The organism is Aquabacterium sp., assembly GCF_041909175.1.
GTDB lineage: Bacteria > Pseudomonadota > Gammaproteobacteria > Burkholderiales > Burkholderiaceae_C > Aquabacterium.
Genome location: NZ_JAYRDZ010000004.1, coordinates 70,784 through 83,178 on the forward strand (window position 1 = coordinate 70,784; position 12,395 = coordinate 83,178).

The window sequence follows — 12,395 nt, forward strand, 5'->3', positions numbered from 1 at the left end:
GGCGATCTGCTTCGACTCAGTTGTCCAGGGCCAGTGCCTGCATGTACAACTTGGTCGAACGTGCACCACTGCGGCAGAACATCAGCAAGGGGCGCGGCAGCTCCTTGAGCAAGGCTGCGCATTGGGCGATCTCTTCGGGCGACTGGTAGCCGCCCTGCACGGGCAGGTGGGCGTAAGCCAGGCCTGCCGCACGCGCTGCTGCCTCAATGGCGGCGCTGGTCGGCTGATCCGGACCACCTTCGGCATCAGGCCGGTTGTTGATGACGGCCTTGAACCCTGCTTCGGCGGCCGCTGCCATCGCTTCCGGGGTCAGTTGCGGTGCGGCATACACGTCAGGGGCGATGGGCTGCAAGGTGATGTTGCTCATGATCGAGTCATTTTCCGAATAAACACAATGGGTGCTAGCCTAGCAGTTCGCAGGGGCACGGCATCGCAATACCCCTGCCCACCACATATCAGCCAGCCAGGGCTGCCTTGACGGCGGCAGACACCTGCCCCATGTCGGCCTTCCCAGCCAGACGCTGCTTGACCACGCCCATCACCTTGCCCATGTCGCCAGGGCCGGTTGCACCCATCTCGGTCACGATGGCCTTGACGGCGTCAGCCACCTCTTCGGCACTCATCCGCTGAGGCAGATACACCTCCAGGATGGCCATCTCGCTCTTTTCCTTGTCAGCGAGGTCAGCTCGGCCACCCGCCTCGTACTGTTGGGCAGCGTCCTTGCGTTGCTTGATCAGTTTGTCGACGATGCTGACGATCATGGCGTCATCGAGTTCCACACGCTCATCGACTTCCTTTTGCTTCATGGCTGCCAGCAGCATGCGGATCGTGCCCAGGCGCTCGGCTTCCTTGGCGCGCATGGCGTTCTTCATGTCATCGGTGATGCGTTCTTTGAGGCTCATGGTGACTCCAGTGATGGGTGCAAAAGAGATTTACAAAAGACAAAGCCCGCTTGGGCGTCCCCGCGCGGGCTTGTTGTCAGTTTCAGGCCGGGGCTTGCGCCGCACCGGCTGGAACAAAGAAGCTGATCAGTACAGCTTCTTGGGCAGCTGCATGCTGCGCACGCGCTTGTAGTGACGCTTGACGGCAGCGGCCTTCTTGCGCTTGCGCTCAGAAGTCGGCTTTTCATAGAACTCGCGGGCGCGCAGTTCGGTCAGCAGACCCAGCTTTTCGATGGTGCGCTTGAAGCGGCGCAGGGCCACGTCAAACGGTTCATTTTCCTTGACACGGATGGTCGTCATGTACGGTTCACTTTCTGTATGAATGCATTCACTGGGTCGATGACACTTGACGTGCCTTGCGCATGCTGCCGGTTGCAGACCACCCGGGCCAGGGCCCGTTCCCGGTTTCCGCGGAGGAAACGGGCATTGCCCCACGAGGTGTACCGCCTGCGCGCATGCATCAATCGGTCAGATGTTTTGGCATCAAACTCGAATTGACCCACCAACAAAGCCTGCGATTCTACCCCGATTTTCAGTGTTATTCCAGAGAAATGCCTTGCTCAACTGCCAATTTCGCGCGATAAGCGGCATCAGGCAGCACTGGATCGGTCTTTTCGGGTGGCAATTGAGCCAGCAATTCGGCCAATGGCTCCAGCACAAACGCCCGCTGGTTCATGCGCGGATGAGGCAAAGACAGAGCCGGCGTATCGCGCTCGGCTCCGGCCATCCACAGCAAATCCAGGTCCAGCGTACGCGGTGCCAGAGGCTTCGGCCGCTCGCGGCCATGCATCAACTCGATGCTCAGCAGCGCCGACAGCAACTCGTGCGGCCCCATGGCGGTCTGTACGGCGGCAACGGCATTCAGATAGTCTGGCCCGTCGGTGCCCACCGGTTTGGTCACGTAGAACGACGACACCCCTTCCAGGGATGTCCAGGGCAGCTCATCCAGTTCGACCAGTGCCAGGCGGAGGTTGTCGTAGGTGGCGCCCAGATTGGCACCCAAGGCGACGTAGGCACGAAAACGGGCGGGGCCGGCAGAAAAACACTCACTCACCCGCATCACCCCCGATCGGACGAGGATCTGCCCCGCCCTCGGTCGGCTTGCGGCGACGCCGACGACGCTTCTTGGCGGCAGGCGCGGTGGAATCCACAGCGTCCTCATCAGACGGTGTCGCGGCAACCGCGGCAGGTCGACGCGCTGCCTGCACCCGACGCGCCGACTCCTGGTTGCGGGCCTGCTCCATCAGATCACGCCGCTCTGGCATGTCCGCCATCGAAAACGCTTCCCACCAGGTCGACAGTTGGGTCTCGATTTCACCCGACTGCGCACGCAGACGCAGGAAGTCGAAGCCAGCGCGGAACCGGGGCTGCTCGACCAGGGTTAAAGGGCCACTGCCCACACGCTTTTCGAAGCGAGGCTGCATGCTCCAGATCTCGCGCATGTCGGCCGCCAGCTTGCCTCGACCAGAAATGTCGCCTATACGGGCGTTGAAAACCGTGTCGATGGCCGTTTGCAATGCCGGGAAATTGGGCTCTCCTGCCGCCACATTGCGCTTCCAGTGATCGAGCACGTCATGCCACAGCAGACAAGCGAGGAGGAAACTGGGTGCCACCGGCTTGCCTTCGGCGACACGTCGATCTGTGTCATTCAAGGCCAGGCGCACGAACTGATCTCGCCCTGGGTGACGGCGCGTTTCGTCGAACACGGCATCCAGAATCGGGAAAACGCCGCGGTCGAGGCCCAGCTTCTGCAACTGGTCAAGCGACGCCTGGGCATGCCCTGTCTGGAGCAGCTTGATCATCTCGTCAAACATGCGCGACTGCGGCACATTGGCCAACAGCGCGGCCATCTCCTGCAGCGGTTCACGTGTCTTGGCTTCAAGCTCAAAGCCCAGCTTGGCCGCAAAGCGCACCACGCGGATGATGCGCACCGGGTCTTCGCGATAGCGCACGTCTGGCACGCCGATCATGCGGATCACACGCTTCTTGGCATCCTTGATGCCACCGTGATAGTCCACCACGATCTGGGTCGTGGGGTCGTAATACATGGCATTGATGGTGAAGTCGCGACGGGCCGCATCCTGATCCTGAGGGCCCCAGACGTTGTCGCGCAGCACACGGCCACTGGCATCCACCACATGGGATTTGCCCGCCAGATCATGCTTGGACGTCTTTTCGTTGCCACTCACCTGCTCGGCTGCATCAGCATCCAGGTAGGCCCGGAAGGTGGAGACTTCGATGACCTCGTTCTCGCGCCCCCGGCCAAAGACCACGTGCACGATGCGGAAGCGTCGCCCGATGATGAAGGCGCGCCGGAACAGGCCCTTGACCTGCTCGGGCGTGGCGTTGGTCGCCACGTCGAAATCCTTGGGGCGTAAACCAACCAGCAGGTCGCGGACGGCACCGCCCACGATGTAGGCCTCGTAACCCGCGTTTTGAAGCGTCTCGACCACCTTGCGGGCGCGGTCGTCCACCAGCCGAGGGTCAATGCCATGCTCGCTGGCTGGAACTTCCACCCGCTTGCCCACCGGAATGCGCGATGTCGCCCGCGAGGCCGCCGGCTTACCGCCAGCACGGGCGGTCTTGCCCTGGCTCTTGCCCAGGATCTTGTGAATCAGTGTCTTGATCATGCAAACAGACGAAGAATGCGCCAGCCACGGTCTGTGGCGATGGCTTCCAGCGCAGGGCTGGGATTGGTGGCAACCGGGTCGCTGGCCAGTTCCAGCAAAGGCAGGTCGTTGGGCGAGTCGCTATAGAAGCTGACCCGCTGGAAATCACCCAGCTTCAGCTGGCGCTCAGCCAGCCATTGTTCCACACGTGTGATTTTGCCCTCACGGAAGGACGGAACGCCATCAATTTCACCCGTCACCCGCCCCATGCTATCCCTGACGAGTCGGACAGCCAGCAATTCCGGCACACCAAAAGCCTGGGCAATGGGTCGGGTCACGAATTCGTTCGTGGCCGTCACAATGGCCACCAGATCGCCCTGTGACTCATGTTGCCGCACCAACGACACTGCTTGCGGCTGGATGGCAGGCACGATAACCTCATCCATGAAGCGCGCCTGCAGGGCCTGCTGCTCGACTGGGGTCAACTGACGCCAGATGCTGGTGGTGAACTCGATGTACTCGGACAGTTTCAGCGTGCCTTCGACATACTGACGGTAGAACCCGTCATTGCGCGAACGGTAGCTCACAGGGTCTGCCAGCCCGATGCGAATGAGAAATTCACCAAACTCGTGGTCCGAATCCAGCGGCAAGAGCGTGTGGTCGAGGTCAAAAAGGCAAAGATTCATGGGTTCTCCAGTGCCAGCATCTGCTTGAGCAGGGGCACGGTCACGGTACGGTGCTCAGCCAGAGCAAATCGGTCAAGGCGGTCCAGCAGGCCCATCAAAAAAGCCAGATCACGGCTGTAATGGCTCAACAGGTAGGACACCACCCCGTCAGCCAGTGCCATCCCTCTGCGTTGTGCCTCGGCCTGCAAGACGGTGCGCACACCGTCCTCACCCAGCGCGGACACAGCAAAGATCTGCCCCCATCCTAGCCGGGTACGCAGATCATCGCGCACGGGCAGATCAACTGGCGGAACATGACCGGCTGCAATGATGGATACACCCCCACCTTGCGCGCCGCCACCCGAGCCAGCCGCCCATTCGATGAAGAGATTGAACGCAAGGTGCTGCATCTGTTCATCAAGTTGCTCGCAGTCGTCCATCAGAGCCAGCGACGGCGCCATGGGGTCATCGGCGTCCCACATCTGGCAGCCCTGACCACTGATCCAGATCACGCCATAGCCCATGGCCAAGGCGCGAGGCACCATGGCACGCAGCAAGTGGGTCTTGCCTGCACCTGCAGCGCCCCAGAGGTAGGCTGAAGGCAAGCGGCCTGTGCTCGACTCATCCCCCCCTTGCGGCCAGCGTCGCAGCCAGTCCAGCAATTGCCCGTTGCCATCAGGCAGAAAATCATCCAGGCCCGGCAGGGAAACCGGTCCGAGATCAAGCGGGATCTGGCGCATGCCTTGCGCCACAGACGACACCATCATGACGGTCAGTCCTGCACCGAGTCACTGGCCCGTTGGTACAAAAAGCTGGCGCGGTAAATCATCAAGGCACGACGCCCCAGCACCACCAGCAAGGCGCTGACGGGCAGCGCCACCAGCACGCCCACAAAGCCAAACCATTGCCCGAACAGCATCAAGAAAAAAATCACAGCGAGCGGGTGCAGGCCAATTCGCTCACCCACCAGGCGAGGCGTCAGAAAAAAGCCTTCCAGGACCTGCCCCAGGCCATACACCACGGCGACAGACAGGACAGGCTGCAGCAAAGCGCCGCCTGCCGCACTGAACTGCAGCACCCCACTGAGCAAGGCCAGTACCAGCCCGACGCCAAAGCCCAGGTAGGGAATGCACACAGCCAAGCCGGTGAACACGCCAATCGGCAAGGCAAGATGGAACCCGCAAAGTGCCAGGCCCACGCTGTAGAACATGGCGAGCACCAGCATCACCAGCAACTGCCCTCTCAGGTACTGGCCCATCACGTCATCGCACTCATCGAGCACGTCAGACAAACCAGGGCGCCAGCGTGGTGGCAACAGGCCCCACCCCAACTGGGTCAGGCGACTCCAATCAAGCAACCAATAGAAGGCCAGCATGGGCACCAGGACCAGGTTGCCCAGCACGGCCATGATGTTGCTGCTTCCTGACAAGAAGGAATCAAGGAACGCTGAAGCCCACTGCCCTGCGTGATCCGCCACCCAGGGCATCACCACGACACGCGCCTCGGCCATGGAGGCGGGCAGATGCACCCCCCATTGCATGAGCCAGGGGGCCAGCACAGCCCACAGCCGCTCCAGCAACGGCGGCACCTGGCTGCGCAGCATGGGCACCAACTGAGACACGATCGGCACCAGCAGCAAGACCACAACCAGCGTCAGCAGCAAGGCCAGACATAGCCACACGGCTATGGCCAGGGCCCTGGGTACACGCTTGTCTACCGAGCGTTCGATCAGAGGCTTGAGCACATACGCCAGGATGAAGCTCAGCAGGAACGGCAACAGCACGGAAGAATTCACCCACACCAAAGCCAAAAGGCCTGCGATGAGCAGGCCCGTCAAGCAGCGTTGCAGGAGTGTCGAACTGATTGGAAACATCACAGGCCGATTCTATCGACCTGGCACCCCATATCACCGTCGTAAAACGTCAACGTGCATCGCTTCGATAAATCGCCCTGCGTGCATCTTCCAGTGACTGCTCCAGCGCAGCCTGATCACGCATGCCGACCGGGCGCGCCTGCCATTCAGCCACGATGGCGGCTTCTCTGCGTTTGTATTCAGCCAATTGGCGTGCCTCGCGATCAGTTTGAGCCTTATCTGGCTGCGGCACCGCCTCCAGCAGCGTTGATCGGTAGGCATCCATGCGCTGGCGCCGGGCAGCCTCGTCGGGCTCGACGTCACTGATGAGTGCAGCCGCCAGCATTTCAGCCTCTCCCCCAGTCACCTCGGCCTGAGCCAGCCGTTGTGGCAGATCGTTCAGCAACTGCTGGGCCAACGCACGCCTCTGAGCCACATCCGCCGAGTCTTTCAAGGACTGCCAAAGCGCAAACCGCTTCTGAAACCGGACATAAGTAAGCAGGCGCTGCAACTCGGCCTCAGGTCGTGCCTCGCTGGCTGAGGCCTCCTTCAAGGCTCGCCATTCTTCGGCCGTGAAGTCCGACGGCCGGCCATCCGACAGCACGACAGGGTCAAGCCGACCAGCCCCCGGGGCCGATTCGGCGGTTGAAGATGGCCCCGCCGCGCCGCTGGTCACAAGCACATTGCCTGAGCCTGTGTCCGCATGCGTCTGCAGCCACCAGACGAGCAGGCCGACCACGGCGCCACCCACCAGGGCAGCGAACCAGGCGTGTTGCCAGAATTTTGCGCGTTGAATACTGATCATGAATCGGCTCTCGGCATAAGGACCAAGGCGGCGATTGTGGGCAATACTTCACAAACGAAACCATGGGATAAACCCATGTGCCACCGATTCGGGTGCCACTACACTGGCGCCCTGTTGTTGTTGGCGCCGATCTGGCGCCCTGCCCCGGATTTTCAGATGGAAGCTACTCACTCGTTCGCCCCTCAACTCCTGCTGGTCATTGGCGCTGTCGTGGCCTACCTGATCGGCTCGCTCTCGTTTGCCGTGATCGTCAGCCGCCTGTTTGGCCTGGATGACCCCCGTACCTATGGTTCGGGCAACCCTGGTGCGACCAATGTGCTGCGCTCCGGCAACAAAGGCGCAGCAGTCCTGACCTTGCTGTTCGATGCACTCAAGGGCTATCTGCCCGTTTTCGCGGTGATGCAACTCCATGGCAACGTGACACTGGCTACCGTCGTCGGCCTGGGCGCGTTCATTGGCCACCTGTGGCCGGTTTTCTTCAAGTTCGAGGGCGGCAAGGGCGTCGCGACCGCAGCAGGCGTCCTGCTGGGTTTTGCGCCGGCACTGGGTGGCCTCGTTTTACTGGTCTGGATCGTGATGGCCGTGGCGTTTCGCTACTCTTCGCTGGCTGCCCTCACTGCGTCTCTGGCCGCACCCGTCATCCAGTATCTCGGTTGGGGATTCAACAGCATGACCATCGGTGTCATCATCATGAGCGCCCTGCTGATCTGGCGCCATGAAGCCAACATCCGCAAGCTGCTGGCTGGTCAGGAAAGCAAACTGGGCCAAAAGGCTGCCAAAGCCGGCCCAAGCGCCTGATCCGCACCGCGACCACTGAGCCCAACGTGGCCCGAAACACCCGACCAATGCGCCAGTGGTGGGTGCTCGCCGCACTGATCCTGAGCACCTGGTGCCTCAGCCAAGGCTGGTCTTGGTGGCAGGAGCGGGACACGATTCGCGCCTTGCAACGCAGCGTGCAACCCGGCGACATCGTGATCTACACAACCGCAGACTGCCCCTTCTGCGCTCGAGCCAAACGCTGGCTGACAACCCATGCCATCCCATGGCAGGAGTGCCCCATCGAGAGCCAGCAGCGGTGCCAGCACGACTATGCGGTTCAGGGTTCGCCAGGGGTGCCGCTGCTGCGCGTGAGACAAACCTGGCACCTGGGTTTTGACCCAGAGTGGGTCAGGCTGCTTGTCGAGACAACACCAGCCAACAGCCGTCAGGCCAGCCCCAGTCTGTCGAGTGAGCCCCGCCCCTGACGGATCAATTCGGGCTCAGGCCCGCAGAGGTCGAGCACGGTACAAGGCTGAGCCGGACACGCACCCGCATCGATGATGCCCTGCACCAGCTTTTCCAGCCGCGCGCGGATCTCCTGCGGGTCATTGAGGGGGTCTTCCTCACCCGGCATGATCAGCGTCGAAGCCAGCAAAGGTTGCCCGAGGATCTCCAGCAGCGCCTGCGTCACGGGGTGCTCGGGCACACGCAGACCTATGGTGCGCCGCGATGGATGCGATACCCGCCGCGGCACTTCCTTGGTGGCCTCCAGCACGAACGCATAAGGCCCCGGTGTGCCCAGCTTGAGCAAGCGATATTGCTTGTTGTCGACGATCGCATAACTGGCCAGCTCGGAGAGGTCCCGACACAGGAGACTGAGCAGGTGACGCTCATCAACCCCCTTGATGCGCCTCAGCGCATCCACAGCGGCCTTGTCATCCAGATGGCAAACCAGCGCATAGCTGGAGTCGGTCGGGATGGCCAGCACACCACCCTTGTGGATCAATTCCGCAGCCTGCTTGAGCAGACGCTGTTGCGGTTGAACCGGATGAACTTCGAAATATTGAGCCATGGCTTGAGACTACACCTCTCACCCAAAGCCGGCGTTGTTTTCCTGGCTCAGGGGTGCAGGATGCGCTGTTCGAGCGCTTCCCATACGGGGGTGACACGACCAGGCAAGTCAGGCAAACGCCCGAGGTCAATGTGGCTTTCACCCGGGTCATGGAAGTCGGATCCACGCGAGGCCAGCAGATCAAACTCACAGGCCATGTCGGCGTACTTCACGTATTCCGAAGCCGTGTGGCTGCCGGTAACCACTTCAACCCCCTGCCCGCCCAATGCCTTGAACTCGGTGAAGAGCGCGTACTCCTCGTTGGGCGTGAAATCGTATCGCCCTGGGTGGGCAATGATGGCGACGCCGCCGGCACCGACGATCCAGCCAACGGCATCGGACAAGGTCGCCCAACGGTGTTCGACATAGCCTGGCTTGCCTTCCGTCAGGAAGCGGCGGAACACCTCATGCGTCTCACTGCACACACCGGTTTCAACCAGATAGCGCGCGAAATGGGTACGCGAGATCAGGTCCGGATTGCCCACATAGCGCAACGCCCCTTCATAGGCCCCTTTGATACCGACCCTGGCCAGGTCATCACTCATCTCGCGTGCCCGGCGCTCACGTCCGCCGCGGGTGTGCTCCAGACCACGCTGCAAAGCCTCGTCATATGGGTCAAACCCAAGCCCGACGATGTGAACCGTCTTGCCAGCAAAGGTCACGGACACCTCGGAGCCAGACAGGAACAGCATGCCCTGCGCAGCCGCAGCCGCCCTGGCCCGCTGGACGCCACCCACCTCATCATGGTCCGTCAACGCCCACAGATCGACACCATTGAGACGCGCGCGCTCCGCGAGCTGCTCAGGCGTGAGCGTCCCGTCGGAAACGTTCGAGTGGCAGTGGAGATCGGCATTGAGGAGATGCATGGTCATGGCAGAAGTATGCGACCATTCTATGAAGCCAGCCGTGTCTTACGCACGGCTTGCGCCAATAACCCCACGGGCAGTGTCAACGCCCCCAGGCCCTCAGGCATGCTGTGGTGAGATCCTTGATCAACTGCTCGTCCACCGCCTGCCGATACCGCATCTTGAGGTGCCGCATACCGCGGCCTGCCCCCTCCAGCTCGGGGAAGTCGCTCAACAAGAGCACCCCGTTGAAAATCTGCAGATGGGCGTTCTTGTTGTACAGGACGATCGCCATGACATTGTCGCGGTCATTGACAAAGCACAGATTGCCCCACTTCACTTCCTGACGAAGCTGTGGCGCAGCAGACAGGATCGCCTGCTGAATGGCTTGAGCCGTGTCTCGCTGTTCAGGACGAAGACTATCGAAGAACGCGTTGACAAGAGCGGGTGACTGCAGGGGACGACGCATGACGAAGACAAACCAGGATTGGGCACGATTCGCGGCGCGACTGCCCACCCCGCCCTCTTCGCGGCACACGGACCGTGCCGCGCAGCGCACACTCAACATGTACGCAGATCGATTTGCCCGATTTGCAGTGAGCAGTGTTCCGGTACCTGCCGGTACCTCACGCTGATGCGCCAATCGTAACCGAACGTAATCACCCGGTACTGAGCGGACAGCACGTGACCGCCAAAAAGACGCTCATTTGCGGCTTTTTAACGGGTGAAATCACACAGAAGTCAGATGATCATCAGGTCTTAGGCAAAGTCACACCGATTTGGCCCTGGTATTTGCCGCCGCGATCCTTGTAACTGGTCTCGCAGACCTCATCGCTTTCAAAGAACAGGACCTGCGCACAGCCCTCGCCCGCATAGATCTTGGCGGGCAACGGCGTGGTGTTGCTGAACTCGAGGGTGACATACCCCTCCCACTCAGGCTCGAACGGTGTCACGTTGACGATGATGCCGCAACGCGCATACGTGCTCTTGCCCAGACAGATGGTCAGCACATTGCGCGGAATGCGGAAATACTCGACGGTGCGCGCCAGTGCAAAGCTGTTGGGCGGGATGATGCACACATCGCTGTGGATATCGACAAAGCTCTTTTCGTCGAAATTCTTGGGGTCCACCACGGTCGAGTGGATGTTCGTGAACACCTTGAACTCGGGTGCACAACGGATGTCATAGCCATAGCTGGAAGTGCCATAGCTGACGATCTTCTGACCATCTGCCGAATGGCGAATCTGGCCCGGCTCAAACGGCTCGATCATGCCGTGCTCTTCGGCCATGCGACGAATCCAGCGGTCTGACTTGATGCTCATGAAATCTCCTGATGTGCAGGCGTGATTGTCACAGATTGGCGAGCGTTTACCCCCGATGCACCCTGATGTCAGCAAGATTCACATTGGTGCATCGCACCCGTTTCGGGCATAAAGTTTGCTTATTCATCGATGCAAATCAAGCGCACACCAAGTAGGTGCGCCAACACGCTGAGGACATCGATGAGTAACTTCAAGACCTTTCTGAAGTCGGGTCATGCCCCGACTTTGTTCGCTTCATTCCTGTACTTCGACTTCACCTTTGCCATCTGGGTGTTGAACGGCGCCATGGCACCGTTCATCAGTGAAACATTTCACCTGAGCCCCGCGCAAAAAGGCTTCATGGTGTCGGTACCCATTCTGGCCGGCGCCCTGATGCGCTTCCCCCTGGGCATCCTCTCGCAATACATTGGCCGCAAGAGCGCAGCTCTGGTGGAGATGGGCCTGATCATCCTGGCCCTGGCATATGGCTACTTCTTCGTGAACTCACTGGACACCGTGATCACCATGGGCGTCCTGCTGGGCATCGCCGGCGGCAGCTTCGGTATCGCCCTGTCGCTGGGCTCGGGCTGGTTTCCACCCAAGTACAAGGGCCTGGCGATGGGCATTGCCGGTGCTGGTAATAGTGGCACGGTGCTGGCGGTGTTGTTCGCCCCGCCGCTGGCAGCCAAGTTTGGCTGGCAGACTGTGTACGGTCTGGCCGCCTTCACGATGGTGATCCCGATGATCGTGATGGCGATTGCAGCCAAGGAGCCGCCTGACCGCGAACATCAGACCTTCCGCGAACACATTGCCTGCCTGTTCGAAAAAGATGGCTGGGCTTTCAGCCTGATCTACGTGATCACATTCGGTGGCTTCATTGGTCTGGCCAACTTCCTGCCCACCTATTTCTATGACCAGTTCAAGGTCACCAAGGTGGAAGCCGGGCAACTCACCATGCTGGCCACACTGATGGGCTCCGCCACGCGCGTGGTCGGCGGCTGGATGTCGGACCGCTGGGGTGGCGTGAACGCACTGACCGCCGTGCTGGCGATGGTGATCGTGTCCCTCGTCATTTGCGGCACGATGGGCGAGCAACTGGCCCTGACGACCCTGCTGTTCATGTTCTGCTTTGGTGCGCTCGGCGCAGGTAATGGTGCCCTGTTCCAGCTGGTGCCGCTGCGCTGGCCGCTGACCACTGCGGTGGCCGGCTCCATGATCGGGGAGCTGGGTGCCCTGGGTGGCGGCTTCATTCCCAATGCGATGGGGCAATCCAAACAGCACTTTGGCACCTATTTCTACGGCTTCCTGGCGTTTGCTGCGCTGGGGGTGATCGTCCTGCTGATGCTGCGTGTGATGCAAATCCGCTGGACCCGCACCTGGGCCGAAAAGGGTGGCCGCGCCCGCACCACCGGTGCCACGGCAGCCGCCTACCAAGGCCGCTGAGGCCAACGCCGGTTCCATGCAAAAGGGCGACCCTGGGGTCGCCCTTTTTTTATTAACAAGGCCC

16 protein-coding genes are annotated in these 12,395 nt (G+C 61.0%); 3 read left to right on the forward strand and 13 right to left on the reverse strand.

Annotated features, from left to right (window positions below; translation table 11 throughout):
* Nucleotides 1-16: 16 nt before the first annotated feature.
* From ACE3PH_RS07290 to ACE3PH_RS07330, 9 genes are all read right to left on the reverse strand, one after another.
* Nucleotides 17-367 carry a TIGR01244 family sulfur transferase gene (locus tag ACE3PH_RS07290; RefSeq protein ID WP_374317396.1) on the reverse strand — a complete coding sequence of 117 codons (351 nt, stop codon included), beginning with the start codon at nt 365-367 and terminating at the stop codon, nt 17-19.
* Nucleotides 368-455: 88 nt separating this feature from the next.
* Nucleotides 456-902 (reverse strand): GatB/YqeY domain-containing protein, encoded by a 447-nt coding sequence (locus tag ACE3PH_RS07295; RefSeq protein ID WP_374317398.1) that lies wholly within the window; start codon nt 900-902, stop codon nt 456-458.
* A 126-nt stretch (nt 903-1,028) separates the two neighbouring features.
* A complete protein-coding gene (gene rpsU / locus ACE3PH_RS07300) occupies nt 1,029-1,241 on the reverse strand; it encodes a 30S ribosomal protein S21 (protein ID WP_009551973.1) in 213 nt (70 codons plus the stop codon).
* A gap of 238 nt (nt 1,242-1,479) precedes the next feature.
* Entirely contained in the window at nt 1,480-1,995 is a 516-nt protein-coding gene (gene folK / locus ACE3PH_RS07305) for a 2-amino-4-hydroxy-6-hydroxymethyldihydropteridine diphosphokinase (RefSeq protein ID WP_374317401.1), read from the reverse strand.
* Nucleotides 1,988-3,571: a polynucleotide adenylyltransferase PcnB gene (pcnB, locus tag ACE3PH_RS07310; protein ID WP_374317403.1), complete on the reverse strand. Its 1,584-nt coding sequence runs from the start codon at nt 3,569-3,571 to the stop codon at nt 1,988-1,990. The genes folK and pcnB overlap by 8 nt, the downstream gene beginning before the upstream one ends.
* Complete coding sequence (locus ACE3PH_RS07315) at nt 3,568-4,236, reverse strand: HAD family hydrolase (RefSeq protein WP_374317404.1); 669 nt, start codon at nt 4,234-4,236, stop codon at nt 3,568-3,570. The genes pcnB and ACE3PH_RS07315 overlap by 4 nt, the downstream gene beginning before the upstream one ends.
* The gene (locus tag ACE3PH_RS07320) at nt 4,233-4,982 is read right to left on the reverse strand and encodes a DnaA regulatory inactivator Hda (protein ID WP_374317406.1); all 750 of its coding nucleotides are present in this window, start codon (nt 4,980-4,982) and stop codon (nt 4,233-4,235) included. Before ACE3PH_RS07320 ends, ACE3PH_RS07315 begins: the two co-directional genes overlap by 4 nt.
* A gap of 5 nt (nt 4,983-4,987) precedes the next feature.
* A complete protein-coding gene (locus ACE3PH_RS07325; RefSeq protein WP_374317408.1) occupies nt 4,988-6,088 on the reverse strand; it encodes an AI-2E family transporter in 1,101 nt (366 codons plus the stop codon).
* Between the two features lie 49 nt (nt 6,089-6,137).
* Nucleotides 6,138-6,872, reverse strand: coding sequence for a hypothetical protein (locus ACE3PH_RS07330; RefSeq protein WP_374317410.1), 735 nt, complete (start codon nt 6,870-6,872; stop codon nt 6,138-6,140).
* Nucleotides 6,873-7,028: 156 nt separating this feature from the next.
* Here ACE3PH_RS07330 and plsY point away from each other — a divergent pair, with 156 nt between their 5' ends.
* Nucleotides 7,029-7,670, forward strand: coding sequence for a glycerol-3-phosphate 1-O-acyltransferase PlsY (gene plsY / locus ACE3PH_RS07335; RefSeq protein ID WP_374317412.1), 642 nt, complete (start codon nt 7,029-7,031; stop codon nt 7,668-7,670).
* A 26-nt stretch (nt 7,671-7,696) separates the two neighbouring features.
* Nucleotides 7,697-8,116: a glutaredoxin family protein gene (locus tag ACE3PH_RS07340; protein WP_374317414.1), complete on the forward strand. Its 420-nt coding sequence runs from the start codon at nt 7,697-7,699 to the stop codon at nt 8,114-8,116.
* Here ACE3PH_RS07340 and ACE3PH_RS07345 read toward each other — a convergent pair.
* The 4 genes from ACE3PH_RS07345 to dcd form a co-directional block, all read right to left on the reverse strand.
* Nucleotides 8,077-8,703, reverse strand: coding sequence for an L-threonylcarbamoyladenylate synthase (locus ACE3PH_RS07345; protein WP_374317416.1), 627 nt, complete (start codon nt 8,701-8,703; stop codon nt 8,077-8,079). The two genes, ACE3PH_RS07340 and ACE3PH_RS07345, sit on opposite strands and share 40 nt — an antisense overlap.
* Before the next feature lie 47 nt (nt 8,704-8,750).
* Nucleotides 8,751-9,614 (reverse strand): 3',5'-nucleoside bisphosphate phosphatase, encoded by an 864-nt coding sequence (locus ACE3PH_RS07350; protein WP_374317419.1) that lies wholly within the window; start codon nt 9,612-9,614, stop codon nt 8,751-8,753.
* A gap of 76 nt (nt 9,615-9,690) precedes the next feature.
* The gene (locus ACE3PH_RS07355) at nt 9,691-10,056 is read right to left on the reverse strand and encodes a DUF1801 domain-containing protein (protein ID WP_374317421.1); all 366 of its coding nucleotides are present in this window, start codon (nt 10,054-10,056) and stop codon (nt 9,691-9,693) included.
* Nucleotides 10,057-10,339: 283 nt separating this feature from the next.
* A complete protein-coding gene (dcd, locus tag ACE3PH_RS07360) occupies nt 10,340-10,909 on the reverse strand; it encodes a dCTP deaminase (protein WP_374317423.1) in 570 nt (189 codons plus the stop codon).
* Nucleotides 10,910-11,089: 180 nt separating this feature from the next.
* On the opposite strand from dcd, the gene ACE3PH_RS07365 reads away from it, so the two are divergent.
* Nucleotides 11,090-12,331 (forward strand): nitrate/nitrite transporter, encoded by a 1,242-nt coding sequence (locus ACE3PH_RS07365; protein ID WP_374317425.1) that lies wholly within the window; start codon nt 11,090-11,092, stop codon nt 12,329-12,331.
* Nucleotides 12,332-12,395: the final 64 nt, after the last annotated feature.